Genomic DNA, 25,823 nt, shown 5'->3' on the forward strand with positions numbered 1-25,823 from the left:
AACGGGAGCCATCAACATGGCAGCACTGTCGCTTCGCCTCGACCGCGTCGTCAAGCAGTACTCGGCCGGAGATCAACCGGTACGAGCCCTCGACGGCGTGGATCTCACGATCGAGGGTGGACAGTTCGTCTCGCTCGTCGCTCCCTCCGGCGCGGGAAAGAGCACTTTGTTGCACATGCTCGGCGCCCTCGACGTACCCGACTCGGGATCTGTCATCTTCGACGGCGTCGACATCACCCGGTTGAGCGACAACGAGCAATCGGACTTTCGGCGGCACAAAGTCGGCTTCGTGTTCCAGTTCTTCAATCTGCTCCCGACGATGTCGGCGTGGGAAAACGTCGCCGTCCCCAAACTTCTCGACGGAATGCCCATCCGTAAAGCAAAAGTCGATGCCCTCCGCTTGCTCGACATGGTCGGCATGGCCGATCGAGCCGAGCACCGGCCCGCGCAACTATCCGGTGGACAGATTCAACGCATCGCCATAGCCCGAGCTCTCATCATGAATCCGGCGCTGCTGATCGCCGACGAACCGACCGGCAACCTCGACTCCAAGACTTCGCAGACCGTGCTGAACATCCTCGCCGACATAGCCCACGACAGTGACGGCACCCGAGCCGTCGTCATGGCGACCCATGACCTCGAGGCCGCTCGCAATACGGACCGGGTCATCAGCATGCTCGACGGCCGGATCGACACCGATGTCCTGTCCGGTTCCGAACTGTGATCGAAACCGCTCTCAGCCGATTCCGAGTTTTCGGGCTTCGAGATCTCCGTACACACTGGGTTCGATCGCTCGTCTCGGCCGCCGTCGTCGCCGTTGCTGCAGGTCTGCTCATCGCAGTCCTCGGGACATACGGTTCGCTCACGGGATCGGTCGAACGGCTCACCGCTTCCATTGCCGGCAACGCGGACCTCGAGGTCATCGGCGTCACCGACAGCGGGTTCTCCCAGTCCGAACTCGATGTGGTTCGTGCAGTACCGGGTGTCGACGCGGCCGTTCCCATGCTCCGCAGCGACCTCGTGACCGGGCTCGGGAAGATCACCGTCATCGGCATCGACTCCTCGATCACAGCACTGGACTCTGATCTGCAGACCGCCGTCTCCGGGTCGGTCACCGAATTCGCCACACCGGGAGCAGTGCTCGTCGGACCCTCGACAGGGTTGCAGGAAGGCGACAGTTTCGACGTCGGCGGAACACCGCTGACCGTCGCCGGTGTGGTCTCCGGTGCAGGATCACAGCGAATCGGTAGCGGAATGTTTCTCGTCGCGCCACTGAACTTGGCCCAGACGCTCACCGATCGCGCAGGAAGAATCGACTCGATCTTCGTGATCGACGGTGCGAAACAAGGCGTCAAGGAATCGATGACCGACGCCGTCGCCGGCCGCGTGGCGGTGATGGACCCAGACTTTCGGGCCGACAGAGCAGATTCCGCGATCAGTCTGACGCGCAATGCGACATTGATGGTCTCGCTCATCGCCTTCGTCGTCGCAGGCTTCCTCGTGTTCAACGTCATGAACATGGCAATAGCCAAACGCCGCCCGACCATCTCGGTGTTGCGCTCACTCGGAGGCAGGCGATCGACCATCGTCCGCGATCTCCTCGGTGAAGCAGCCCTCGTCGGACTGATCGGCGGGGCAATCGGCACTCCGCTCGGAATTATCATGGGCCGCATCGCCATCAGCAGTCTGCCACCTTTTCTACTGCAAGAATTCGACGCTCGCATCGAATACGTGCTGCCGGGCTACGCCATCCCCGTGGCGATCATCGCCTGCATCCTGGCCTGTGTCGGCGCCTCCGCGGTCGCCGCGGTTCAGGTGTACCGAATCTCGCCGGTGGAAGCACTCGCCGTCGGGGGCTCGGAGACGGACGCCGGTAGAAGAAGGTCCATCACGGTCGGCGCAGCGGCACTCGGAGTGCTCGGTGTCGTCGGAGCAGTCGTCCTCGCTTCCACCATCGAAGGCCAGTTGACCCTCGCCGCAGGTGCACTGTTTCTGTTCGGCGTCCTCGCTCTTTGCGTCAGCGGAACCAAACTCATCGTCGACGCCGTCGCCGCACTCCCCCGCCGCTGGGGCGGCGCCGGCCGACTCGCGACGGCCACCGTCGAACGAGCACCGCGACGGATCTGGGCGACGGTGATGACCATCGTCGTCGCCGTCGGAGTCAGTGTCGGAGTGTCGGGAGCCCTGGACAATTTGACCTCCGCAGCGACGGATTCACTGTCCTCTCTCGGACGCACCGACATCTACGTTTCGCTCACCCCCAGCTCGGTGGTGCCCGCGGGCTCCACCTTGGATCCCGCAGTGGTGCAACGTGTCCGCGACACACCAGGGGTACAGAACGTGGTCGAAGGCCAATGGGCCTACGCCACGCTCGGCGAAGAATTCGTCTCCATCCAAGCCGTCGGCGAGGGCAGCAATGCCGTCACCCTGTCCGTCCTCGACGACGACGTTCGCGCTGCGGTGTTACGCGGCGACGGTGTCGCGATTTCGCGCACACTCGGTGAAGCACAGGGAATTTCGGTTGGAAGTATCATCGAGCTCCCCACTCCGACAGGCATCCGAAAAGTCGAAGTTCTCGCACTGGTCGACTACCTCAACGCCGCAGGCGGAACAATGGCCATCTCGCTGCAATCGATGCAGCAATGGTTCGACCGCCCCGGCGCGACCTACCTCGAAATAGCCGTCGACGGCGACGCCGCCACCGTGCTCGGCGAACTCGACACCACCCTGCCGCCCGAGGTGTACGTGTACTCGGGCGAGGAAGCGCTGGCCGGAGCCAGCGGGTCCATCGCGCAGGCCGGAGCACTGGCCGTCGCGCTCCAATGGATCGTGGCACTCGTCGCCGCAGTAGCACTACTGAACACCCTGACACTGTCCGTCCTCGAACGCCGACGCGAACTCGGCGTCCTGCGCGCCATGGGCGGGCGCCGCAGCACACTCGCACGGATGGTCATAGCTGAGGCAGTAGCCGTCGGGATCGTCGGCGGCATCCTCGGCATCGGAATCGGCGCCGCCCTGCAATACCTCAGCACCCTCATCCTCGGCGCCAGCACCGGAATCTTCATCCCCTACTCCATCGGGCCGACCGTGGTCATCTACGGACTCGTCGCACTCGCCCTCTCCCTCATCGGATCGGCTCCCCCAGCTCTCCACGCTGCACGTTCGACAATCGTCGACGCGATTGCCGCCGACTGACAAGGCGAGTTGTACACTCGCACGTGCACAACTCGCCTTCGTAGCTCAGGGGATAGAGCAACCCTCTCCTAAAGGGTAGGTCGCAGGTTCGAATCCTGCCGAGGGCACCACACAGCGCCGCAGGTAGAGCGCCTGCCAGGCCCGATCTGAGGGTCCGAATCGACCGCTCCAACCCCGAAACGCGCGTGATTTACGCGTGAAGCGCGGAGCAACGTCACTTGACGTCGCAAAATTTCCCTCTATCTGCGTGTCAAAACGACCCGTGGGTTCGTTCTGGGAGATGATGATCTTCCTTCCGACCATCTAAACTAGGGGCCCAGGTGACCGAAACAGCACCCAAACGCTCATACCCTTATCTTGGAGCGACCGCTTGGGGCGACCTCCACCGCAGGCTTCGCGGTTCCATCCCCAAGGCAATCGACAAAGATTATTTGCACACAGTTTTGGGTATTTCGGACAAAGCCGCCGCGAATCTGATCCCACAACTAAAGACTGTTGGTTTGATTGATGACGATCTTAAACCGACCGAACTAGTCAACGACTTCCGCGATGATGAGCAGTATGCGCAAGCTTGCGCCGCGATCGTCCAACGCGTCTACCCTTCCAGCCTTCTCGATGCCATTAACGACCCCGCCGAGGAGGTTGACGCAGCGGTGCGATGGTTCATGAGGCAGGGCACGGGCGAAACTACAGCTAAGGCACAGGCGAAATTTTTTGTTCTACTGCACGATCAGTCACCTCCCGAAGCGGGCGACAAGCCAAAGAAGCAGTCGGCACCGACAAAAAAATCCCCGACTGCTGAGACGAGAAAAATCGAGCAGCCCGACACCATCGATCGTAGTGTCGAGACCACTAGTTCAAATGCAGACTCTAAGCCCACGCACACCGCGACTCCACCAGACAATGGGAAGCAGATTCCGTCGCTCCATCTCGATATTCAAGTCCACATAGCGGCCGATGCAGATCCACAACAGATCGACGCGATCTTCGCGAGCATGGCAAAGCACTTGTATGGAAAGTGAATTCGAATCCGCTAGAGCAGCAATTTCGGTAGCGCGCAAGATCCAAGGTGATGCTTTAACTCTCGGTTTCCACAAACCAGCGCAAACACTGAAAGAAACGAAGGCCAGTACAGAGGTATCGCAGGTGAACGAGAAGCAAGGCAGCACAACCGCATTCGTATCCTGGGCGCACGCAGCTTCGTCGTGGAAAGAGAGCGAGGTCCAAGAATGGGAAAGGCGGGTTGCCACGTTCACGACGACGCTTAGACAGTCAGGGGGAATCGATGCTGACGTTGACTTGTACCATTTCTCTGATGAGGAGATCGACTGGGGCCGTTACGGTCCCGGCAAAATTGCAACCTCTGAGTATGTTCTTGTCGTAGTTTCGACCCCATGGGCAGATAGGTGGTCAGGGAAGAATAAGCCCACTGAAGGCGCGGGCGCGGTGGGTGAAGCAGACGCTCTTCACGGCGAATTCGCGAAACATCAATCAGAATGGCAACGCAAGGTTAAACTAGTTATGTTCCCTGGAATTAGCGATTCTACAGTGCCAAGCGACTTGAGTCGCCTGCAGCGATTCTACGTCGATCCGGACGACTTAGATTCGTACGATGGACTGTTCCGCACGTTGACGTCCCAGCCCCTTTACATCCCCGCGCCTTTAAACTCGCCGCCCACTTTGCCGCCAGCCGTACTCAGTGCAGCCAAGACGACCAGCGGTGGACGAACTCGAAAAAGCACGTCAGATCGCGAATTGCTTCGTGCGGAACTTACAGAAATCAACGAGCGATATGCATCCGCAGGGCCCGACCTACGAACCCGACTCAACCATCAAAGAACCGCTATTCAAAGCGTGCTGGACGCACTCTCGAAAGACAGCTAGCAACAAGACCACCTGTTCCGAACCCTATCTATCCCACAGCCTTCCTTCCGAACAACGGCACGACGTTCGACGCCTCCTGCGGGGCCGATCGATCCGGGGTCGGTTCCGCAAGCGGTCGCGTGAGCGGGGCTCGCTTCCCGCCTTCGTTCTCCGCGATGTAGTCGGCGTAGACGTTGAGCGTTGTCACGAACGACGCATGACCGAGCCACTTCGAGACCTGCATGTAGTGCTCCCCCGCGCTCAGGCTCATCACCGCGAACGTATGGCGGAGGTCGTGCCAGCGGGAGTGCGACAGGCCGACCGCGCGCAGGGCTGGCTCGAAGTAGTGGTCAGCGACGTTGCCGGGGTTGATCGAAACGCTCCACTTGTACCCCTCGGACGGGGCGGGCCGAATGCAGGTCGCCGTCGGGTCGAAGGTCGCGTTGCGGCGGTCGGCGGCTCCGTTCTTCCGACGTACCTCCGGGTCAACGACCGTCGCGCGCTCTGGTCGGATCGCGTCTTGCGTTAGGCCGTCCGGCAACGTCGCCCCCGTCGCATACCGACCAGGGAACAACGGTGCGTTCGGGTCGTAGTCCGCGTGGTCGGGGTTGCCGAACGGGTGAACCTCAAGGAGGTACCGACGCAAGTCGTCCGCCAGCCATCCGTCAATCGGCACGGTCCTACGGCTGCGCTTGCTCTTCGGGGTGCCTGTCTCGAAGCCACCCCGCACCGCTCGCCTAGTCCGCGTCACGCGCAAAGATCCGTTGCGCCCCTCACCCTCTGACAAACCCACGTCCCCGACGTTAAGGCCGGCAAGCTCTCCCGCGCGGAGCCCGCTGTAGGCGCTCGTTGTCACCGCCAGCGCGTAAATCGGGTAGCCCTGGACGCGGGTGATGTGGTCGGTGACAGCGCCTACCTGCTCGGAGGTGAGTGGTCGAGCCTCGAACTCGGGGGTGTCCGCGTCGACGGTGGCCGGGGTCCGACCGAGCGGCACCGAGTGGACCGGGTTCGCCGGGATAGCCCCGTCCACGACCGCCACATCCAAGATTCTCCGCAACACGTCGTACGCAGGCTTGATCGTGGTCCTCGCCAAAGTAACCATCTCCACCGACTCGTTGGATCGGTAGCTGCGTTTCGGTCGCGGACTCAGCAGGTCGGCCCGGAATCGGCGAATGTCAGCGGCAGTGATCGAGGCTATGGCCCGCGTGGCGAAAGTACCGGCGATGTAGCGGTTGTAGACGGCTTCGGTCTCCCGCGCATACCTCGGCTTCACCGACCCGGCCAACCCCTCGAAGTACTGCTGAGCGAAATATCCGAGCGCCTGGTCTCCGAGCTTGCGCAGTTCTGAGGGCGACGCGGCAACTACTTTGTGCCGCTGAGCGTTTAGCTCGTCGCAGTACTCCTGCGCTGCCTCCTTAGATCGGAAGGTGCGCTGCCTGTTGACCTCCTTGGCTCGACCGTCCGGCCTGCCGGGGCTGAATGGAATCGGTCGTCCCATCTCGTCGCGGGCCTTCTCGGTCCACCTCACCCGGTACGACGACTGCGGCTTGCCGTCCTTGGTCCGCTTGGTCTCTGCCTTCTCGATGTGGGCCATTGCTACTTCTTTCCGCTGTTGAAGACTGCGCCGATCACAGCGAAGGTGATTGGTAGGACGACCATAAGGAACACTGCGATGCCGTCCATCAGGCCACTCCCTCTCTCTGGAGCAGGCGACGGATTGTGCTGTGATGCCACTGAAGGCCGTTACCTGGGGTGCTCAACCCGATCTCATCCAGCCGTTTCGCTATTGCCTGCGCGCTCAGGCCGTCCTCGGTCCGCATCGCAATGATCTCCGCGACGATGCCGGGGTCGATCCGCGATGGACGGCCGAGCGTCTGGCCTTGGGCCTTGGCTCGACGCAATCCCTCGACAGTGCGCTCTGAGATGCGGCGCTTCTCCTCCGCAGCCATCGCAATACGAACGTCAGCAAGTAGGCGCTGGCTTGGGTCGCCACTGTCCGCGCGGTCACAGTCCAGCAGGCGCCACCCGTTCTTGGCCGCACGCTTGAACAGTGAGGCTGCGTCGAGCTGGTCTCTCGTCGCCCGATCCAAGGCGCGGACCAGGAGTGCATCCGCGAGACCAGACTCAATCGCAGCTAGCGCAGTAGCTCGACCGAACATCTTCTCACTACTTCCGCCACTCACCACGTCGTACGTGACAGTGAGCAGGTTCAAATCGTTTGCTGCACAGTAGCTTCGCATTTGGTCCTGCTGAGAACCCAGGCCATGTCCGCGTGTGGATTGCGCGCTGGTCGAGACCCGCGCATAGCCAATAACCCTGAGGCCGTTGAGCTTTGGTCCTTCTTGTTCTCGCTGGTCGGGCGTTTGTATAGTGGTCATTTCGCTCTCCTGAAGGTCGCCGAAAGTAGGGGCGTAAACGTCGCCGACGGTCGTTTACGACGCCAACTGTCTCTCTGCTCTGAGCAGAATCCGGTAAACCGCATTCCGAACACCGCTAGGGTTCGGCCCATGGGTGAGGTCATCAGCATCGAATCGCGCCGGCCGCCGCGCACTCCTGACACAGCGAAGCCACTCGGCCGGGTGACGGCCATGGAACCGTTGTGGCGCGAGGTGGTGGGCCGTCGCCTACGTGAACGCCGACACTCCCGCGGCGACACTTTGTCCGACACCGCCACTCGCGCCGGCATTTCACCGCAGTATCTTTCCGAAGTTGAACGTGGCCGCAAGGATCCGTCGAGCGAGATCCTCGCGGCCGTCGTCGGTGCGCTGGGGACGTCCATTGCGGAGATCGCAGGCCTCGCGCACCAGGATCTCGCCCGGGGTGGCGTGAGAATGCTCGCCGCTTAGCGGTTCTTCAGAACCTGGTCGACGATTCCGTAGTCGAGGGCTGCCGACGCGGTCAGCACCAAGTCTCGGTCGGTGTCGTGTCGCAGCGTCGCAACATCTCGGCCGGTGTGCTCGGCGAGTATCGCCTCCATCTCCGAGCGCACGCGCACCACCTCGTCAGCCGCCAAAATGAGGTCCGGGATGGTGCCGCGACCTTGCGCTGCCGGTTGATGCAAGACCACCCGACTGTGGGTCAACGCAGATCGACGTCCCGGTGCACCTGCGGCAAGCAGGACCGCTCCCGCTGCGACCGCCTGACCGACACATGTAGTTGCAACGGCAGATCCGATGAACTGCATGGTGTCGTACACCGCGAGCATGGCTGCGGTGTCGCCGCCCTCACAGTTGATGTACATCGATATCTCCCGGTCGGGCGAGTCCGCCTCGAGATGCAACAACTGCGCAATCAGTGCATTCGCAACACCGGCATCGATGCCGGTCCCGAGGTAGACGATGCGTTCACTAAGTAGATGCGAGTAGACATCAACGACGCGTTCGCCGCGTGAATCTCGTGTGATGACATTGGGAATGGTGTACGAGCTCATCACTGCACCCCCATCCCGACCGGCATGCGACGAGCTGGCATCACCTGATCGAACGAGTCGACGACTGCGTCGACGAATCCGTACTCGAGTGCAGCTGCGGCGGTGAACCAGCGATCGTGCAGCGAGTCGTCGAAAATCTGCTCAGGCGATTGTCCGGTGTCCTCGGCGATGAGACCGAGCACCGTGTCACGGGTCTGCCGTAGGTCGTTTGCCTGCACCTCCACTTCGACCGCCGAACCGCCGATGCCCCCAGAACCTTGGTGCATCAGAATCCGGGCGTGCAGTAAGGCGTAACGCTTTCCATGGGTACCCGAAGATAGAAGGAATTGCCCGGCGCTGCAGGCTAATCCGAGGGCAAGTGTCGATACGTTGCACGGCACCAGGCGCATCACATCACGGAGAACGAGCATCGCTGGAACCGAAGCGCCCGGCGAGTGGATCCACAAAGCAATGTCGGCCGAGGCACTCTCGGCGGCGAGGGTCAGCAGATGGGCGGTCAAAGACGGTCCCGTTGTCGTAGTCGAGTGCACCATCGAGGACGAGCACTCGATGACGCAACAGCTGTCGACGGAGGTCGGAGGAGAACATTTGCGGTGTCGAGTCGGCCATGGCTCCACTATTGCTCACGAGAACCTTTGCGCACCAACATCTCTGCTCACAGCAGCGGAGGGGTAGGTCGTCGACTTCAGTGGGGATTGCAGATTCGGCCGAGGTTCGATATAGTCGAACATACGTTCGAGATTGGGGGATCTCATGCAGGTATCCGAGGTAATGGAGTTCGTGGCGCGACTGAACGAGCTGAAACCCGTGCCCGACGCGGCCACCGGTATCGACCTGATCACCGCACTGGAGACCGCAACCTGCGCGTGCGCAGCAGCCCAGGCTGTGGCCACCGATGCCGTCGCCGTCTCGATCAGCGAGCAACGGAAGGCGCTCGGAAAACCCAAAGCGCAGTGGCGGGCAGGCCTCGCCTCGCAGATCGGACTCGCGCGGCGCGTGTCCCCGAACAAGGGTGCCACCTTCCTCGGATTGGCACGATCACTCGTGCACGAGATGCCGCACACGCTCGACCGACTACGCGGCGGTGAGCTCAACGAGTATCGCGCCATCCTGATCGCCAGAGAGACAGCATGTTTGACGTTCGAGGACCGGCAGGTCATCGATAGACGACTGTGTGCGGACGGGCACATCCTGAATGGACTCGGTGACGACGCCATCGCCGCGAGGGCCCGCGCGATGGCCGCTGAACTCGATCCCGCGTCGGTAGTGAAGCGCTTCGAAAAGGCGTTCTCGGCGCGCCGCACCAGCACTCGACCGCAACCGGACTTCATGTGCCAATTCACCACGGTGACATCGATGGATCGTGCCGTCTGCATGTGGGCGACCCTCCGACGTGACGCCGACTCGATCATCAACGCCGGCGGAGAGAGCCGAACCAGAGACCAGATCATGGCCGATCTGGCGTACGAGCGCATCACCGGAACGACATCAGCGGGCGCGGGTGCACCGGTGTCGGTCAACCTCGTGATCGCCGACACGACTCTTCTCGCCGACAGCACCGTCCCTGCCCACCTGCAGGGATACGGAGAGATCCCTGCGGTCATCGCCCGCAAGTTGGTAGGCACAGCGTGCGCGGACACCACCCGGGTAGAGCTCCGCAGGGTGTATGCCACCCCCTCGACCGGCGCGCTCACCTCGATGGAATCGAAAGCTCGAATCTTCCCGGCAGCGCTGGCCCGATTGATCGACCTGCGTGATCGAACGTGCCGAACACCGTGGTGCGACGCACCGATTCGTCACCACGACCACATTCGGTCCTACGCACGCGGAGGCGACACCAGCGCGAACAACGGTGCAGGCTTGTGCGCCGCATGCAATCACGCCAAGGAAGCAGATGGGTGGAGTGCCGAACCTCGAAAAGCACGGAAGCCCGGCGTCATCCACATCTACGACATGACCACACCGACCGGGCACAAGTACAGCCCGACAGCGCCGCCGATGCCCGTGGTCATCAGCTACCCGTCGTTCATCGAGCAAGAGTTGGTGATCGACCTCTCCGCGGCGTAGATGCCTGATGGGTCACTCCGGGAAGGAAACGACAGCGCCACCGGTTACACTGGTCATCGACGCGCGTAGCTGCACGTCAGACGTCGTGGAATGCTTCTACTTCCGCCCGGCTCCGGCCGCGTAGTCCATGTGCACCGCGCACAGGCTTTTCTTACGGCGATCGAAACTGCCCACCGGCAGTCTCGCCACCCCTTTGCACTTGTCGGGCGTACAGCCCCTGGTGCAACACCTTGCCCGAAAGGCGCATCACATCGTTATGACTACCTTTGCTTCACTCGGCGTTCCGAACGCGCTCGCCGAAGTTCTCTCCAGCCAGGGCAAGGTCGACGCCTTCCCGATCCAGGCTGACACACTCCCCGACACCCTTGTAGGACGCGACGTTCTCGGCCGCGGAAAGACGGGCAGTGGCAAGACCCTCGCTTTCTCGATCCCCATGGTTGCCCGCCTCGCCGGACAGCTCCCAGGTAACCGCAAGCCAGGCCGCCCACGCGGACTGATCCTTGCCCCCACCCGCGAGCTGGCAACACAGATCGCCGCCGCAATCGAACCGTTGGCCGCGGCGTACAGGCTCAGCGTCACCACCATTTTCGGTGGCGTCTCGCAGAACCGTCAGGTATCCGCCCTCAAGGGTGGCGTCGACATCGTCGTCGCCTGCCCGGGTCGGCTCGAAGACCTGATGAAGCAGCGCCACGTCTCACTCGACGGCGTGCAGATCACCGTTCTCGACGAAGCCGACCACATGGCCGACCTCGGGTTCCTTCCGGTGGTGACTCGAATTCTCGCCGCCACCCCACCGAAGGGTCAGCGTCTCCTGTTCTCGGCGACGCTCGACAACGGCGTCGACAAGCTCGTCAAGCGGTTCCTCACCGACCAGGTGACGCACTCCGTCGACGAAGTCGATTCACACGTAGAAGCCATGACGCACAGCGTCTTCGAGGTCGACGGTGTCGAAGCGAAGAAGAAGCTCGTGCAGCAGCTGGCTTCGGGCACCGGACGTCGCATCCTGTTCATGCGGACCAAGCATCAGGCTCGCAAGCTCGCCAAGCAGCTCACCGAAGCTGGAATCCCGTCGGTCGACTTGCACGGCAACCTCTCTCAGGGTGCACGTGACCGCAACCTACTCGCATTCTCCTCGGGTTCGGCGCGCGTACTCGTCGCCACCGACGTCGCCGCTCGCGGTGTGCACGTCGATGACGTTCAGCTCGTCGTGCACGTGGATCCGCCTGCCGAGCACAAGGCATACCTGCACCGCTCGGGCCGCACCGCTCGCGCGGGAAGCGCCGGAGATGTCGTGACCGTCGTTCTCCCGGAGCAGCGCAAGGACACCGCAATCCTCCTGCGCAAGGCCAACATCAAGGTGACCCCGGTCCGCGTCACGGCCGACTCACCTCAGGTGTCCGAACTCGTCGGCGAGCAAGCTCGATATGTCGAGCCCGTCCCAGTCAAGGCCGTTCAGCAGCCTCGTCAGGGCAGCCCACGCGGCAATGGGGGCTCACGCAGCAGCAACCCTCGCAGCGGCGGCGCTCCGCGTCGCAGTGGCGGTGGTGGCGGTCAGGGCCAGGGCCAGGGCAGTCAAGGCGGTGCAGCACGCCAGCACGCAGCCGGCGGCGGCGGAGGAGGACGTAGTCGTCGTCCCGCAGGTCCTGCCGCGAGCCGTACTCGCTAGATCCAACGAAGACTGTGCGCGCGCAACCGATGGTTGCGCGCGCACAGTCGTTTTCGGACTCGGTTACAGCGTGCGGGCGTAGCAGATCGAGGTCAGGGCATCGACGTACGGGCCGAATGGCTCGATTCTGGTGTAACCCTCCCGCTCGAAGAATCTGATGGCGTCCAGTTGACGCGATCCGGTTTCCAACTTGAGAGTGTGGATACCGTGAGTTCGCGCGCTCTCTTCTAGTTTGCGCAAGATGGCGACCGATACGCCGCGTCCGCGCTCGGCGGGAATGACGTACATCCGCTTGATCTCCGCTTCCTCGCCCCCGAGCAACCGAAATCCCCCGCACCCGACGCCCACCGACGAATCGTCGCGCGCGACGACGAATACCAACATGTCCTCCCCGGACGGTGGCATCCCAGGTTCGTGGCTGCTGTTTCCGTAGCGAGCATCCAACTCCGCCCGCTGAGCGGCTCGTAATTGCGCCCCGGCCGGGGTATCCCAGCCTTCTTCTTCCACCGTGATCACTCGGGTACGCCTCTCTGGTTCCTGTTGGCGTGAGTGTAAGGACGATGCTGGCACACTGGACCGGTGACCGAAAGCCGCACCGAACACCGCACGTCGACTGCGCTGACGCCTGTCGAACTCGCGACGGCCGCCGTGATGAGCAGCTTTGCAGTCGCTCTCTCGGTGGTTGCGATGGTGGTTCCGCTGGCCACCGCGTTACAGATCGTAGCTGCTGTACCGATGGCTGTCGTTGCGCAACGCCATCGCACTCGGGTGCTCGTCTCGGCAGCTGTAGCCGGGACTCTCGTCGCCTTCGTCGCTGCTGGGTGGTCGACGGCTGTCACCGTGGCCACGGCCGCTCTTCTCGGCGGGATGGTGGGCCGGGCCAAACGTCTCGGTCATGGACTGTTCCGAGTGCTTGTCACCTCAGCGGTCGTCGGGCCCGCAATCGGTCTGGTGACGGTGGCCGTGTTGTTCGTGTTGGCACCATTGCGTGAGTTGTTTCTGAAGACAATCGAGAACACCATCGAGGGCGTTGCCCGACTGATGTCGAGGACCGAACTTCTGGTCCCTGCCGCGGACACGTTGCGTGCGGGTGTGGGTGCGGTGCTGGACAACTGGTGGTGGTGGATACTCGGCACCGCGATATTCAGCATCGTCGTCGGAGTGTTCTTCACGTGGCTGATCCTCGGAGCCATTCTCGACCGCCTCTCGACCATCCCCGTCGCCGATCATTTGCCTGCCGCGGTCGATGGGGTGGTCGCACCGCTACCGGTCCGGTTGAACAACGTCGGCTTCAGCTACGACGGCTCCCGCACCGCAGCCTTACAAGGCCTCGACCTCATTGTCGATTTCGGAGAGTTCGTAGCCGTGGTGGGACACAACGGGTCCGGCAAGTCGACGCTGACACGTATTCTCGCGGGGCGTACACCCACCACCGGGACTGTGGACCGCCCCGGTGTTGCCGGTTTGGGTCTGGCAGGTGGAACAGCGGTAGTTCTGCAGCGGCCGGAGAGTCAGATCCTCGGCAGCCGCGTCGGTGACGACGTCGTATGGGGTCTGCCCGTAGACGCCGAAACCGATATCGACGCACTCCTGATCGAAGTGGGTCTGGGCGGAATGGGAGCACGCGACACCTCGACACTGTCCGGCGGTGAAATGCAACGGCTGGCAGTCGCGGCTGCACTGGCGCGACGCCCCGCATTGCTGATCGCCGACGAAGCAACCACGATGGTGGACGCCGCCGGCCGAGCGAGCCTGGTGGCGCTGCTGGCCGATCTCCCCACTCGACACCGGATGTCCGTCGTACTCGTGACGCACCAGGAACTGGAGACGGCCGCGGCCGATCGTGTGGTCCATCTTCACGGCGGGGCACAGGTGCAGCACAGCGCCGAATGGATGCGTACCGCGATCTTCGACCCGGCGGCCACCCACTTTCGTGCCGGACCACCGATCATGGCTCTCCGAGGCGTCGGGCACACCTACAACAGACGTACACCGTGGTCGCAGGTGGCGCTCACCGGAATCGACCTGACTGTGCATGCAGGCGACGGGCTGCTTGTCCTGGGCGGCAATGGATCCGGAAAGTCCACGCTCGCATGGATTCTCGCTGGACTGACCAAGCCGTCGACCGGGACCGCAGATTTCGAAGGTTCTCCGGTGTCGGACAAGGTCGGTGTCGTAGGTCTGGCGTTTCAACACTCACGGCTACAACTTCAGCGCCGCACGGTCGCAGAGGACATCGCGGCTGCCGGTGGCCCAGAAGTGGGTTCCATGCATGTCTCTCGCGCAATGGACGCGGTCGGCTTGGATCGACTGCTCGCAGGTCGAGAGATCGATTCACTCAGCGGCGGACAGATGCGTCGAGTCGTCATCGCCGGACTCGTAGTGAACAAGCCTCGGGTGCTCGTTCTCGACGAACCGCTCGCAGGACTCGATCCGCCGGGACGAACCGACATCATCGGTGTGCTCGGTCAACTACGACGTCAGGGAATCGCGATAATAGTCATTTCGCACGACATCGACGGTATCGACAGCGTGTGCGACCGAACGATCACCCTTGCCGGCGGGCGCATCACGTCCGAAACGACAACCCGCGGAGTGTCGTCGTGACAACTGTTGTACTGCGCCAAGTTCCGCGACACTCGCCGATCCACCGGCTGTGGGCCGGCACGAAGCTGATGTCGGTGGTGCTCATCAGCATCATGCTGCTGATCGCGCCATCGTGGCCGGCACTCGGGATCGTCGTCGGCCTGCTGGTAGTCACCGCGATCATCGCGCGCGTGCCGCCTACCGCGATACCCCGCCCGCCGAAGTTGATCTGGGTTCTCTTTCTGATCGGCGCACTCATCAACGCCCCGTTGGGGTTCTCGGCGGTGCTGCTGTTTCTGCGGGCAATGGTGTTCGCATTCGTGCTACTCGGAGCGTCACTGATGATCGGTTGGACGACGTCGATGAGCGATATCGCACCCGCCGTCTCCATTCTCGGAACGCCGTTGAAGAAGCTGAGGTTGCCGGTCGACGAATGGGCCGCGACCGTCGCATTGTGCCTACGTTCGCTTCCGTTGTTGATCGAGGAAATGCGCGTCATGATCGCTGCCCGACGCCTGCGCCCCAAATCGGTCCTCAACAGCGTCGCGGACAATTCGATCGTCGACCTCATCACCGCAACGATGTCCATTGCCATCCGACGCGCCACGGAAATGGGCGAGGCCATCACGGCCCGCGGCGGCGCTGGACAGATAACCGCCTACCCCAGCCGGCCACACCTGCCCGACGTCATTGCGTTCACCGTCGTCGTGCTCAGCTGCGCCGCAGCCTTGGTGGTCACGTTCGCGTTCTGAGCAGAGCGGTGCAGCTATTCCCCGCCGATACGTTGGGTTCGACTGTTGAGCGCTTTCACGAACACGTCGGGGATGTCGCGCGGGTCCTCGGCGATGTAGCTCGTTCCGCCAGTAGCCGCGGAAATCTTCTGCAAGGCAACAGGGTCCGCGTCCGTCGTGATGCCGACGGTCACGATGACCACCGGCCGAACCGGATCCTGCTCACGCTGCAGCGTGGCGATCAAGTCGTCGAGACTCGGACTACCTGCATCCTCGTTGGCACCATCGGTCAAGAGAATGACGCTGTTGACGAAGTTGGGGTTGTAGCCTGCTTTGACATTGCGGAAGGCAGCGAGCGTCGTGTCGTAGAGACCAGTGCCCCCGCCGACCAACGACGGCAGCGACCGAATGCCTGCGAGGATTGCGTCACGCTGGGGAAGTCCGTTGACGACGTTGCTTTGAGGTCCTATAGGGACCAGTTCCCGATAGTCCTGACTACCTCCGCCGAGGCCGATCGAGAACGCCCACAAGCCCATCTCTGCTTGCGAGTTGAACAGTGCGTTACCGCCGAGACTGGCTTCCACGGTCAGTGCGATGCGGGTCGAGTCACCCGACTTGGCTGCCATCGACCCGGACACGTCTTCGACCACAACTGTCCGCAGTGGCAGGGCCAGCACCGACCAGTCGCGCAGCGTCGATTCGATGGAAAGTGGATTCTTCAGTTCGAGGGCGGCGGCCGACCCGACACCGGTGCCGTCGGTCAACGGAGTTCCGCTGGCCTGTCGAAAACCTGCGTCGAGCAGGGCATCGGCTGTCGCCGAGTTTGCCAACAGCGAGGCCAGGGCAGCCCCGGCCTTCTTCGCGGCGTCGTAATCCGGCCCCATTGCCGCAGTCACGGCAAGCGGGTAGTCCAAGAAGTAGCTGCCGGTCGGCGGAACCGACGCGAGCAGAGACGCCTGCGGGTTGGCTTCGTTGTAGGCCACCACGCTCTGTTCGGTGGCGACACTGCTGCCTCCCTCTGCAGCGACCTGCGCGACCAGGTCGGTCGTGTCGTGCGGGGTGTCTGCGATTCGCCCGTAATCCTGGGCGATAGGAACGAGTGCTGCCGAGACTGCCTTCGGATCGGAGATCGCAACCTCGGATTCGGCCAACGCTCCGAGGATGGAGGAAATCGACGCGCTGCTGTTGAGCGGATCTCCGATTCGCTGCTGCGGAGTCTGCAGAACCTGTAACCAGTTCTGTGCCGTGGGAGCTTCGCCTTGGCGTGTGACCAAGACCGGCAGCGTTTTGGCGACCGAGGACTTCGCAACTTCCGGTAGTGCCCCCGTCGAGCGGAGTGTCTTGAGCAACCAGAGCGTCGAATCGGGAATCCACAGGTCGGGCCGACTGCCATCGGCACCGGCAAGCTCCGTTGCGGTATCGGTCGGTGCCTCGGCGCGAACCTCGAAATCGGTACAACCGCGGTCGAGCTCACTGGACCGGGTCAACACCTCGGTTACGACCGGCTCGATGGTCGGGTCCACGGCCAGCGATACCTGGCCCGTGGAATCGCAACCTGCAACTGTCGCGCGTACGGCCTGGACTCCGAAGTACCCGCCCACGACGACCACGACGGCCACCACCACAACCGCGGCCCATTTTGCAGCCGGAGTGCTCCGAGTTCCTGTTCCGTGACGCCCAGACATTTCCGCGCACTCCCCCGTTGGTCAGCTATTTATCAGCGACCTGCATCATGCACCAAAATGCGACCTGTGGATACGCTTACCCCAAAAATGCCCAAAAATCAGCGACCTGATCGACTTTTGAGAGCATTCACGAACACGTTGGGAATTTCTGCTGGATTTCGAGCCAAAAAGCTTGTACCGCCGGTGGCTGCAGAGATCTGTTGAAGAACTCCAGCGTCGGCGTCGTCGGTGATGCCGATGGTGACGATGATGACCGGCTTCGTCGGATCCTGCTCCGAGCGGAGTGTGGACAGCAACTCCTCGAGTCCGACGCTGCCGGGATCCTCGTTGGAACCGTCGGTCAGGATGATGACGCTGTTGATGTAGTCGGGATCGTATCCCTCTTTGACCTTGCGGAATGCTGCAAGAGTCGTGTCGTACAAGCCGGTACCGCCGCCGACGAGACCCGGGAGGGTGTCGATCTGCTGGACGACGAGGTTGCGTTGCGAGGTCCCGTTCACGTCTTCGTCGAGACGGCGAATCGGAACCAGTTCTTTGTAGTCCTGACTCCCGCCGCCGAGGCCGATCGAGAATGCCCACAGCCCCATCGCCGCATTGTTGGGGAACAGCTTGCTTCCCGTTTCGCTGGCTTGAACCGTCAATCCGATGCGCGTATCCGCTCCGGCACCGTAGGCCATCGAACCGGAAACGTCCTCCATCACCAGAGTCCGCGACGGCAGCGCGAGTACTTGATACTGCCGCAACGTCGCCTCGGCGGTCTGCTGGTCGGCGATGGTCAATGTCAGGATCTTTCCGACACCGCGGCCGTCGCTGAGAGGTGTGTTGCCCGGTGGACGGAAGCCCGCGTCGGACAGCGCTGCCAGGCCGGAAGAGGAGGCGAGTGCCTCGGCGACGGCGAGCCCGACGGTCTTGGCGCTCTCGTGAGAATCACCGGCGGGTTCGGTGACGGCGAGTGGGAAATTCAGGAAGAAGCTTCCCGTCGGCGGTGTCGTGGCACCGAGTTCGGTGCCGGTCGATTTCTCGTAGTTCACCAGCGTCTGTTCGGAGACGACGGAAACGCCACCATCGGTAGACATGTCGTCGAGGCGAACAACCGGATCTGCTTCGCCTCTCGTCGAAGCCTGCGCCTGCGCGATCGGGACCAGGGCAGCGGACACGGAGTCGACTGTGACTGCGTCTGCACCTGCTTCGGCGAGGGCAGCGAGGATCGCGGCGTCGGAAATGGTGTTGGTCAACGGATTTCCGATTCGGAGACTTTTGAGTTGTAGCGCGGTGAGCCAGGTGTCGAAGAACGGCACTTCGTCTCGACGAGCGGCGATCACCGCAGGCGAGCTCGCGACCGACTGGCTGGCAAGATCGACGAGCGAGCCGGTGGCCCGCACAGACTTACCCACCCAGAGTGCCGAATCCGGTATCCACAGCGAGGGGACGTCCACGCCCTTGGACACGGCAGCGGATGCCTCTCCAGAGTCGGTGGCCGTCACCTCGATGTTCGCGCAACCGAGATCCTCGGCCGACGTGTCGTCGATCACGTCCTGCACTACGCTCGCGATCGCCGGATCGGCAGCAAGGGTGTAGGTGGATGGATCCTTGCACCCGGACCCGAACGCTTTCTGCGCGGCGAAGACTCCGACGCCGACGATCACCAGAAGTACGACGGCGAGAACGCCGTACTTCATCAATCCTGTCGAGTTGGCGGCCGAGCGCGCGGCACTATGTTTCGCTGGACTGTGTCTACCGGGCATTGTGAAGAACCTCTCCGTATGAGCGAGAGCCTCCGATCAGACCCCCACTGCGCGGCTCGCCGAAGCGTATCGCGGCTTTGACCTGCACGCGTTATGCGTAGAGCGACTCGAAGGTCTTCAACGAGTTCTCGATGTCCCCTTTCAGAGCTCGGGCAACGCCAGAGCCGATGGGACCGAACAGGGGTGCGCCACCGAGATCGATGTCGAGAGTCAACTGCGACCCGCCGTTTCGGCCGGCGCTCACCGATAGAACGAGAGCGATCTTGACGCCGCCTTTGCCGTTGCCCTTCAGCTTCAGCTTGTTCGGCGGGTCGTAGCTTTCGATGGTCCAGCGCACCCGATTGCGCATGCCTTTGACACTGGCGACCGAGTCCAGCGTGGTGCCGACGGCGAGCTCGGCGGGTAGCTCACCGCGCCACGCCTCGTGGATGGAAAGCCACTTGTCGTAGTCGGAGAGATCGGACGCATGCGTCCACGTTTGTGCCGGGTCGAGGGGGACGTCGGCGGTCACTTTGAGCTTGGCCACAGCACGGATGGTAGCCGGACATGTCGAGACGCCCGTGTGAGGAGCACATACACGGGCGTCTCGATTGGTAAAACCCAAGGTCAGTGAGCTGAGGCCTTCTCTGCTCCGATGCCGGTCAACGAACGGACCTCCATCTCGGCCTGCTTCGCCCTACTCTCCGAATCCTTCGAAATCAACGTGCCGACGATGCCGAGGATGAACGCGAGCGGGATCGATACGATGCCCGGGTTCGACAGCGGGAACCATGCGAAATCCGATCCGGGGATCATCGAGGTCTTCGAGCCGGACACTGCAGGCGAGAAGATGATCAGGACGATGGTCGAGATCAAACCGCCGTACATGCTGAACAGTGCGCCGGTGGTGTTGAACCGACGCCAGAACAACGAGTACAGGATGGTCGGAAGGTTCGCTGCCGCAGCGACGGCGAATGCCAGTGCCACGAGGAATGCGATGTTCTGACCGTTGGCAAGGATTCCGAGGCCGATGGCGATGACACCGATGACGACGGCCGTGATGCGCGAAACCTTGACCTGCTTCTTCTCGTCGACGTTGCCCTTCTTGATGACGCTGGCGTAGATGTCATGGGCGAAGGATGCCGACGCGGTGATCGTCAATCCTGCGACGACGGCAAGGATCGTCGCGAACGCTACTGCCGAGATGACGCCGAGGAGGATTACGCCACCGAGTTCGAAGGCGAGCAGTGGTGCAGCGGAGTTCTGGCCACCTGCCGACGCGAGGATCCGGTCCGGTCCGACGATCGCGGCGGCGCCGTAACCGAGGACGAGGGTGAACAGGTAGAACGCACCGATGAGGGCGATCGCCCACACGACACTGCGTCGAGCTTCTTTCGCGGTAGGCACCGTGTAGAAGCGCATGAGGACGTGCGGCAGACCCGCGGTTCCGAGAACCAGTGCGATACCGAGCGAGAGGAAGTTGATCTTCGACGTCGCGCTGCCGCCGTACTGCGCACCCGGCTCGATGATGTCGCGTGCGGCGACTGTGGCGTCGGCGGATCCGGACACCATGGCCTGTGCACTACCGATGAGCTCGGAGAAGTTGAGTCCGAACTTCGCCAGCACGAGAACGGTCATGAATGCGGCGCCGACGATCAAGAGCACCGCCTTGATGATCTGCACCCAGGTCGTGCCCTTCATTCCGCCGATGAGGACGTACGCAATCATCAGCACACCGACGATCGCGATGACGATCGACTGACCGGTGCGGTCGGAGATATCGAGAAGGAGGGCAACGAGACCGCCCGCGCCTGCCATCTGCGCCAGCAGATAGAACAGCGAGACCGTCAGCGTCGACAGTGCAGCAGCCGTGCGAACCGGCCCCTGCCGCAGCCGGAAGCTCAAGACGTCTGCCATCGTGAATTTACCTGTGTTCCTGAGCAATTCGGCGACCAGCAGCAAGGCGACGAGCCACGCGACGAGGAAGCCGATGGAATACAGAAAGCCGTCGTACCCGTAGACGGCGATCGCGCCTGCGATACCGAGGAAGCTTGCGGCAGAAAGGTAGTCACCGGCAATCGCGATACCGTTCTGCGGTCCGGAGAATCCACCGCCTGCGGTGAAGAACTCCGACGCCGTGGTGTTCTTCTTGCTGGCCCGGATGACGACGACCATCGTGATGAGCACGAAGGCCACGAAAATGGAGATGTTGACTATCGGCTCGCCGACTGTCGTGTCTGCTGCTTGCGCGAGATTCATCGCTTCAACTCCTGGGAGGCTTCCATCTCGGTACGCAGGGCCAGCGCGCGTGGATCGAGTTCACGGTTCGCGAATCTCACGTAGATGCCGGTGATCGCGAAGGTGGTGACGAACTGTCCTAGACCGAGCAACAGGCCGATGTTGATGTTTCCCCACACGAGAGTGGACATGAAGCCCGTCGCATAGGTGCTGAGCAAGACATACACGAGGTACCAGAGGAGAAAGAATGCCGTCATCGGAAAGACGAAGCTGCGCAATCTACGTCGTAGCTCCTGAAACTCCGGACTCGCCTGCATGTCGATGAATGCCTGCGCATCCGGTGGCGGCGGTGAAGTATCCGGTCGTGTCACCTTGTCAGCTCCTCATCTAGCTCGTCACGGGCTGTGACTCACATCTGAGGGGAAACAGTATGAGAGCCAGCTCACAAAACGATGCCGTAGTGGCGATCACACGCTCAGCTGTCGGGTTGTGCGCCGAACGGTCGTATGACAACGGCGAACGGGCTCACAACTCCTGCTCACGGTCGCGCCCCACGCCGAGACGTTCGGGTGCATGAAGCCTGGTGAAGATTCGGCCGACGTCGGCCGGAATCGACGACGACGTCGCTTTGCTCACCACTATCATCAGAGCGAACGCGATCGGCACGCTGACGGCAGCCGGGTAGCCCAGAATCGCTGTAGCCCAACCGCCCCACAGTCGGTCCGGAATGCCGAAGATCGACAACGACGCGGCGCCGAGCGAGAGGACTCCGCCACCGATCAGTCCGGATGCCGCCCCGGCCGGAGTCAGGCCGCGCCACCAGATACCGAGCACGAGCAGCGGACACAGCGTCGACGCGGCGACGGCGAAAACCAGACCCACCGTCCTGGACAAGTCGAGCGAGACCAGTCCAAGGGACAGAATCAGCGGGCCCACCCCCGCAAGAATCGCAGCGATGCGGAAGTCTCGGACTCTGCCCCGCAATACGTCGGTGCTCAGCACCCCGGCGATGCTCACCAACAGGCCCGAGGACGTGGACAGGAATGCAGCGATCGCACCGGCCGCGACGAGGGCAGCAAGCAGTTGTCCACCTATCCCGGACAGCACCGAACCCGGCAACAGCAGAACGGCCGCATCGGAAGCTCCGGTGATCAGCAGCTGTGGCACGTACAAGCGCGCGAACACTCCGAGCAGCGTGGGAAACAGGTAGAAGACACTCAGGAGGCCGAGCACGGTGAGCGAGGTCAGCCGGGCTGCACGCCCGTCGGGGTTGGTATAGAACCGCACCAACACGTGCGGAAGACCCAGGGTGCCGAGGAACGTCGCGAGAATCAGCGAATAGACCTGATACATCGGATGCGTTCCGCCGAGACCCCCACCGGGCGACGCCCATTCGCGATCGATCGTCGGCGCACCTGCGACCACCGGCACCGGTGAATCGGCGTCGAGAATCAGCGATGTCCCCTCACCCAGTTCATGCGTGCCGGCGTCGAGGGCAATCCTGCCGCCCACCGGTTCGTCGTCGACTGTGCCGTACACGGTCACCTCGATGCGCGAATCCACCTGCACCAGAACATCCGTGCTGATCTCGACGGTGGTCTCGCGGTCCACGGTCGGTGGAGCCGAACTCCCCACCACGCGATCATCGCCGTAGAAGTGCAGCGCAAGGACGACGGCGGGGACGGCAACAGCAGTCAACTTGAGCCAGTACTGAAACGCCTGCACGAAGGTGATCGAGCGCATACCGCCGCCCACCACGTTCGCGATGACGATGACACCGACCAACGCTGCACCGACCCACCCCGGCACGCCGAGGAGAATGTTCAGCGTCAACCCCGCGCCTTGGAACTGCGGAACCAGATAGAGCGCACAGATGACGACGACCACCACCATAGCGAGCTTGCGGAGCCACAGTGATCCCAGCCTGAACTCGGCGAAGTCGGGAACGGTGTACGCGCCACTTCGTCGTAGCGGTGCGGCGACGAACAACAGTAGGCCGAGGTAGCCGGCGGTGAAGCCGATCGGATACCACAGCGCGTCGGCGCCGTATTTGGCGATGAGCCCGGCGACTCCGAGGAACGAGGCCGCGGAGAGGTACTCCCCCGAGATCGCCGCAGCGTTCCAACGCGGCCCGACGGTACGCGACGCGACAAGAAAATCGGAGGTGGTGCGGGCCAATCGGACGCCGTAGATTCCGATCGCAACGGTCGCGACGGCGGCAGCCAACAACGCCGCCACCGTTACCCACGGCACTGCCATGGCTAGTCGTCCACGAGGTCTGTGAACTCGTGTTCGTTGCGCTCCGCCTGGCGTACGTAGACCCATCCCACACCGAGAAGCAACGGGTAGATCAGCACGCCGAGCACCAGCCACGGCAGTCGAATCCCGAACACCACGGCATCGGCGAAGGCTGGAACCAACAGTCCGACAAGCGGAATCGCGAACAGTACACCCAACGTCAGTGCGGCCGATCGGATCGACAACCACAATTGCGCCCGCACGAGGCTTCGCACCATCGCGTCGCCCACTTCGGTCTGTTCCTGCACTTCGACGCGCGTACGAACAATTCTTGCGCCACGCCGTTGCGCGAGGATCACACGCTGCCGCGCAGGCTTCGCATCCGTCATGGTTTGGACCATGCCTGCAGCGGCCCGCGAACGAGACGATCCTTCAGCTCGCGGGCATGTCTGCGGCTCACCGGCAGCTCGACGGCGGCAAGCTCGCCTTGGGATCGTAGGCAGACCACCAGCCCCGATCCGACGCTTCTGATACCGGTCACCAATGCCAAGGACACGAGGTAGGAACGGTGCACCCGCAGAAATCCGATGTCGGCCCAGCGGCTTTCGAGCGTCGAGATCGGAATTCGGACGAGGTGCGACCCCCCGGTGGTGTGCAGCCTGGCATAGTCACCCTCCGCCTCGACCCACCCGACGGACGAGCGCTGCACCAGCGTGGTGGTGCCGCCGAGTTCCACGGGAATGATCTCCTCGCTCCCCGCAGACTCCTGACCGTCGGTGCGGCGACTCGCAGCGACGATCCTGCGCAACGACTCCGCGAGCCGCTCCTCGCGCAAGGGTTTGAGCAGATAGTCCACGGCACCGAGATCGAACGCAGCAACGGCACGGTTCTCGTGTGCGGTCACGAACACCACGGCAGGTGGCCGGGCGAAGTTAGCGAGAATTCCAGCGAGTTCCAAGCCGTCGAGACCCGGCATGTTGATGTCGAGAAATACAGCATCGACGACGGGCGAGGACGGGCCCGGTTGCTGCTGTAGCCGTCGCAGCGCTGTGGTTGCGTCCGAAGCCGTGTAGACCTGGCCGACGACATCCTGCCTGCTCAACAGGTATGCGAGCTCGTCGAGCGCAGGTTTTTCATCGTCGACTGCGAGCACGGTGAGACCAGGGTGGGGCGGGGCGTCGGGGGTGGGAGTCATGGGCGCAGCTCATGTTGCCAGATGAAGGTCACGCTCGAATACCTGCTTTGAACTTCGGCACCCGCATGCTCACCTTCGTACCCGATCCCGGCGCGGTGTCCACGACAAGGCCGTAGTCGTTGCCGAAAGCAGCACGCAACCGGTCGTCGACGTTCGACAGCCCGACGTGAGCGTGGGTCGACCCGTCGGAGTCGGTGCTCGGGAAGCCTGCTCGCAACAGTTCCGGATCCATCCCGACACCGTCGTCCTCGACGCTGATCAAACAGTCGGTACCCTCGTCGGCCGCCACGATCGTGATGCTGCCGCCGCCAGGGTTGCCGGCGAGCCCGTGCCGTACGGCGTTCTCCACCAGTGGCTGCAGTGCCAGGAACGGCAGCGCAACGCCCAGTACCTCGGGAGCTACCTGCAGAGTCACCTGGAGCGTGTCGCCGAAACGCGCGCGTTCGAGCGTCAGATACCGGTCGATGTTGCGTAACTCGTCGGCGAGGACGGTGAACTCTCCTGCTGTGCGGAACGAGTATCGCGTGAAATCGGCGAACTCGAGTACCAGTTCACGCGCCCGATCCGGATCCGTTCGCACGAACGAGGCGATGGTGCCGAGGGCGTTGTAGATGAAATGTGGGCTGATCTGCGCTCGCAGTGCCCGTACCTCTGCTCGATCCAGCCTGGCGCGGGATGCGTCGAGTTCGGCGAGTTCGATCTGGCCACACGCATAGCGCGCGACCTCGGCGATAGCGCCGAGCATGCCGGGCCCCGGCACGTTCGTCGTCACAGCACCGAGAACACCGACCACCCCGACGTCCTCGATCAGCAAGGGCTGGGCGATCAACGCGCGTACCGCGTGGTCCCCGCCGAGCGGATACGCCAACAGCACCCGCCGCTCTCCGTCGATCGCGCGTCGAGCAGCCTGGTGAAAGAGCTCCGACAGCTCTTCGTAGGGGCCGTTCCAGGTCAACAGTTCGCCGTCCGAATCGCTCACCCCGAGTGCGTCGGTCCCGGTCAGTGCACGCAGATGAGGGGCGGCCTCGGCTGCGGATTCCGCGCCCAGTCCCTGCCGAAGTGGCCGTGCCGCGAGTGAGGCAGTGTGCAACGTCGAATGGACTGCCCGCTCCTCCGGCGTCGTCAGTGCGCGGCGTCCGCGCAGGCTGATCACCGCGATGGCCACGACCGCGAACGCCACAATGACGGCGAACCACATGAGCGCA

Annotated in this window: 22 protein-coding genes, 1 tRNA gene and 1 pseudogene; 10 read left to right on the forward strand and 14 right to left on the reverse strand. The window is 62.8% G+C overall.

The window, feature by feature from the left end; translation table 11 throughout:
- Positions 1-25 precede the first annotated feature (25 nt).
- From O1W68_RS01235 to O1W68_RS01255, 5 genes are all read left to right on the forward strand, one after another.
- Positions 26-724: an ABC transporter ATP-binding protein gene (locus O1W68_RS01235; RefSeq protein ID WP_269301749.1), complete on the forward strand. Its 699-nt coding sequence runs from the start codon at positions 26-28 to the stop codon at positions 722-724.
- The gene (locus O1W68_RS01240) at positions 721-3,195 is read left to right on the forward strand and encodes an ABC transporter permease (protein WP_269301083.1); all 2,475 of its coding nucleotides are present in this window, start codon (positions 721-723) and stop codon (positions 3,193-3,195) included. Before O1W68_RS01235 ends, O1W68_RS01240 begins: the two co-directional genes overlap by 4 nt.
- Positions 3,196-3,229: 34 nt before the next feature.
- Positions 3,230-3,305: transfer RNA gene (locus O1W68_RS01245), tRNA-Arg, on the forward strand.
- A gap of 210 nt (positions 3,306-3,515) precedes the next feature.
- On the forward strand, positions 3,516-4,217 hold the full coding sequence (locus O1W68_RS01250; RefSeq protein ID WP_269301084.1) for a DUF5343 domain-containing protein: 702 nt from the start codon (positions 3,516-3,518) through the stop codon (positions 4,215-4,217).
- Positions 4,207-5,079 (forward strand): hypothetical protein, encoded by an 873-nt coding sequence (locus O1W68_RS01255; RefSeq protein ID WP_269301085.1) that lies wholly within the window; start codon positions 4,207-4,209, stop codon positions 5,077-5,079. Before O1W68_RS01250 ends, O1W68_RS01255 begins: the two co-directional genes overlap by 11 nt.
- Positions 5,080-5,107: 28 nt before the next feature.
- Here O1W68_RS01255 and O1W68_RS01260 read toward each other — a convergent pair whose 3' ends face one another.
- Together O1W68_RS01260 and O1W68_RS01265 are read right to left on the reverse strand one after the other, a co-directional pair.
- Positions 5,108-6,652, reverse strand: a complete 1,545-nt coding sequence (locus O1W68_RS01260) for a tyrosine-type recombinase/integrase (protein ID WP_269301086.1) — start codon at positions 6,650-6,652, stop codon at positions 5,108-5,110.
- 88 nt (positions 6,653-6,740) lie between these two features.
- A complete protein-coding gene (locus O1W68_RS01265) occupies positions 6,741-7,436 on the reverse strand; it encodes a recombinase family protein (protein WP_269301087.1) in 696 nt (231 codons plus the stop codon).
- Between the two features lie 129 nt (positions 7,437-7,565).
- Between O1W68_RS01265 and O1W68_RS01270 the strand changes: the two genes are divergently transcribed.
- Entirely contained in the window at positions 7,566-7,904 is a 339-nt protein-coding gene (locus O1W68_RS01270) for a helix-turn-helix domain-containing protein (protein ID WP_442972258.1), read from the forward strand.
- Here the strand turns inward: O1W68_RS01270 and O1W68_RS01275 are convergent.
- The gene (locus O1W68_RS01275; RefSeq protein ID WP_084347730.1) at positions 7,901-8,488 is read right to left on the reverse strand and encodes a ClpP family protease; all 588 of its coding nucleotides are present in this window, start codon (positions 8,486-8,488) and stop codon (positions 7,901-7,903) included. The genes O1W68_RS01270 and O1W68_RS01275 overlap by 4 nt on opposite strands.
- A pseudogene (locus tag O1W68_RS01280) lies at positions 8,488-9,097 on the reverse strand (ClpP family protease). The gene O1W68_RS01275 and the pseudogene O1W68_RS01280 overlap by 1 nt, the downstream one beginning before the upstream one ends.
- A gap of 144 nt (positions 9,098-9,241) precedes the next feature.
- Here O1W68_RS01280 and O1W68_RS01285 point away from each other — a divergent pair.
- Together O1W68_RS01285 and O1W68_RS01290 are read left to right on the forward strand one after the other, a co-directional pair.
- Positions 9,242-10,555, forward strand: a complete 1,314-nt coding sequence (locus tag O1W68_RS01285) for an HNH endonuclease (protein ID WP_269301088.1) — start codon at positions 9,242-9,244, stop codon at positions 10,553-10,555.
- 256 nt (positions 10,556-10,811) lie between these two features.
- Entirely contained in the window at positions 10,812-12,221 is a 1,410-nt protein-coding gene (locus O1W68_RS01290) for a DEAD/DEAH box helicase (protein ID WP_269301089.1), read from the forward strand.
- A 63-nt stretch (positions 12,222-12,284) separates the two neighbouring features.
- Here O1W68_RS01290 and O1W68_RS01295 read toward each other — a convergent pair whose 3' ends face one another.
- The gene (locus tag O1W68_RS01295; RefSeq protein WP_269301090.1) at positions 12,285-12,737 is read right to left on the reverse strand and encodes a GNAT family N-acetyltransferase; all 453 of its coding nucleotides are present in this window, start codon (positions 12,735-12,737) and stop codon (positions 12,285-12,287) included.
- A 63-nt stretch (positions 12,738-12,800) separates the two neighbouring features.
- On the opposite strand from O1W68_RS01295, the gene O1W68_RS01300 reads away from it, so the two are divergent.
- Both O1W68_RS01300 and O1W68_RS01305 read left to right on the forward strand, forming a co-directional pair.
- Positions 12,801-14,828 (forward strand): ABC transporter ATP-binding protein, encoded by a 2,028-nt coding sequence (locus O1W68_RS01300; protein ID WP_269301091.1) that lies wholly within the window; start codon positions 12,801-12,803, stop codon positions 14,826-14,828.
- Positions 14,825-15,559, forward strand: a complete 735-nt coding sequence (locus O1W68_RS01305; protein ID WP_269301092.1) for an energy-coupling factor transporter transmembrane component T family protein — start codon at positions 14,825-14,827, stop codon at positions 15,557-15,559. The genes O1W68_RS01300 and O1W68_RS01305 overlap by 4 nt, the downstream gene beginning before the upstream one ends.
- Positions 15,560-15,573: 14 nt before the next feature.
- Here the strand turns inward: O1W68_RS01305 and O1W68_RS01310 are convergent, their stop codons facing one another.
- The 9 genes from O1W68_RS01310 to O1W68_RS01350 form a co-directional block, all read right to left on the reverse strand.
- Positions 15,574-17,223, reverse strand: a complete 1,650-nt coding sequence (locus O1W68_RS01310) for a VWA domain-containing protein (RefSeq protein ID WP_269301093.1) — start codon at positions 17,221-17,223, stop codon at positions 15,574-15,576.
- Between the two features lie 98 nt (positions 17,224-17,321).
- Positions 17,322-18,902, reverse strand: coding sequence for a VWA domain-containing protein (locus O1W68_RS01315; RefSeq protein WP_269301094.1), 1,581 nt, complete (start codon positions 18,900-18,902; stop codon positions 17,322-17,324).
- 157 nt (positions 18,903-19,059) lie between these two features.
- The gene (locus O1W68_RS01320; RefSeq protein ID WP_269301095.1) at positions 19,060-19,494 is read right to left on the reverse strand and encodes a type II toxin-antitoxin system Rv0910 family toxin; all 435 of its coding nucleotides are present in this window, start codon (positions 19,492-19,494) and stop codon (positions 19,060-19,062) included.
- 80 nt (positions 19,495-19,574) lie between these two features.
- The gene (locus O1W68_RS01325; protein WP_269301096.1) at positions 19,575-21,206 is read right to left on the reverse strand and encodes a solute symporter family protein; all 1,632 of its coding nucleotides are present in this window, start codon (positions 21,204-21,206) and stop codon (positions 19,575-19,577) included.
- Entirely contained in the window at positions 21,203-21,502 is a 300-nt protein-coding gene (locus O1W68_RS01330) for a DUF485 domain-containing protein (protein ID WP_136172466.1), read from the reverse strand. Before O1W68_RS01330 ends, O1W68_RS01325 begins: the two co-directional genes overlap by 4 nt.
- Positions 21,503-21,710: 208 nt before the next feature.
- Positions 21,711-23,444, reverse strand: a complete 1,734-nt coding sequence (locus tag O1W68_RS01335) for a sodium/solute symporter (protein ID WP_269301097.1) — start codon at positions 23,442-23,444, stop codon at positions 21,711-21,713.
- Between the two features lie 2 nt (positions 23,445-23,446).
- Positions 23,447-23,812 carry a hypothetical protein gene (locus O1W68_RS01340; protein ID WP_269301098.1) on the reverse strand — a complete coding sequence of 122 codons (366 nt, stop codon included), beginning with the start codon at positions 23,810-23,812 and terminating at the stop codon, positions 23,447-23,449.
- Positions 23,809-24,618, reverse strand: a complete 810-nt coding sequence (locus O1W68_RS01345) for a LytR/AlgR family response regulator transcription factor (protein ID WP_269301099.1) — start codon at positions 24,616-24,618, stop codon at positions 23,809-23,811. Before O1W68_RS01345 ends, O1W68_RS01340 begins: the two co-directional genes overlap by 4 nt.
- A gap of 28 nt (positions 24,619-24,646) precedes the next feature.
- Entirely contained in the window at positions 24,647-25,816 is a 1,170-nt protein-coding gene (locus O1W68_RS01350; protein WP_269301751.1) for a sensor histidine kinase, read from the reverse strand.
- Between the last annotated feature and the right edge of the window lie 7 nt (positions 25,817-25,823).

This window comes from Rhodococcus sp. H36-A4 (genome assembly GCF_027158005.1).
GTDB lineage: Bacteria > Actinomycetota > Actinomycetes > Mycobacteriales > Mycobacteriaceae > Rhodococcoides.

Bases quoted from the DNA above. Each gene is read 5' to 3' on its own strand.
- O1W68_RS01255 (WP_269301085.1), top strand. From the start codon at position 4,207: ATGGAAAGTGAATTCGAATCCGCTAGAGCAGCAATTTCGGTAGCGCGC.
- O1W68_RS01260 (WP_269301086.1), bottom strand. From the start codon at position 6,652: ATGGCCCACATCGAGAAGGCAGAGACCAAGCGGACCAAGGACGGCAAG.
- O1W68_RS01265 (WP_269301087.1), bottom strand. From the start codon at position 7,436: ATGACCACTATACAAACGCCCGACCAGCGAGAACAAGAAGGACCAAAG.
- O1W68_RS01270 (WP_442972258.1), top strand. From the start codon at position 7,566: ATGGGTGAGGTCATCAGCATCGAATCGCGCCGGCCGCCGCGCACTCCT.
- O1W68_RS01275 (WP_084347730.1), bottom strand. From the start codon at position 8,488: ATGAGCTCGTACACCATTCCCAATGTCATCACACGAGATTCACGCGGC.
- O1W68_RS01285 (WP_269301088.1), top strand. From the start codon at position 9,242: ATGCAGGTATCCGAGGTAATGGAGTTCGTGGCGCGACTGAACGAGCTG.
- O1W68_RS01290 (WP_269301089.1), top strand. From the start codon at position 10,812: ATGACTACCTTTGCTTCACTCGGCGTTCCGAACGCGCTCGCCGAAGTT.
- O1W68_RS01310 (WP_269301093.1), bottom strand. From the start codon at position 17,223: ATGTCTGGGCGTCACGGAACAGGAACTCGGAGCACTCCGGCTGCAAAA.
- O1W68_RS01315 (WP_269301094.1), bottom strand. From the start codon at position 18,902: ATGAAGTACGGCGTTCTCGCCGTCGTACTTCTGGTGATCGTCGGCGTC.
- O1W68_RS01325 (WP_269301096.1), bottom strand. From the start codon at position 21,206: ATGAATCTCGCGCAAGCAGCAGACACGACAGTCGGCGAGCCGATAGTC.
- O1W68_RS01330 (WP_136172466.1), bottom strand. From the start codon at position 21,502: ATGCAGGCGAGTCCGGAGTTTCAGGAGCTACGACGTAGATTGCGCAGC.
- O1W68_RS01335 (WP_269301097.1), bottom strand. From the start codon at position 23,444: ATGGCAGTGCCGTGGGTAACGGTGGCGGCGTTGTTGGCTGCCGCCGTC.
- O1W68_RS01340 (WP_269301098.1), bottom strand. From the start codon at position 23,812: ATGACGGATGCGAAGCCTGCGCGGCAGCGTGTGATCCTCGCGCAACGG.
- O1W68_RS01345 (WP_269301099.1), bottom strand. From the start codon at position 24,618: ATGACTCCCACCCCCGACGCCCCGCCCCACCCTGGTCTCACCGTGCTC.
- O1W68_RS01350 (WP_269301751.1), bottom strand. From the start codon at position 25,816: ATGTGGTTCGCCGTCATTGTGGCGTTCGCGGTCGTGGCCATCGCGGTG.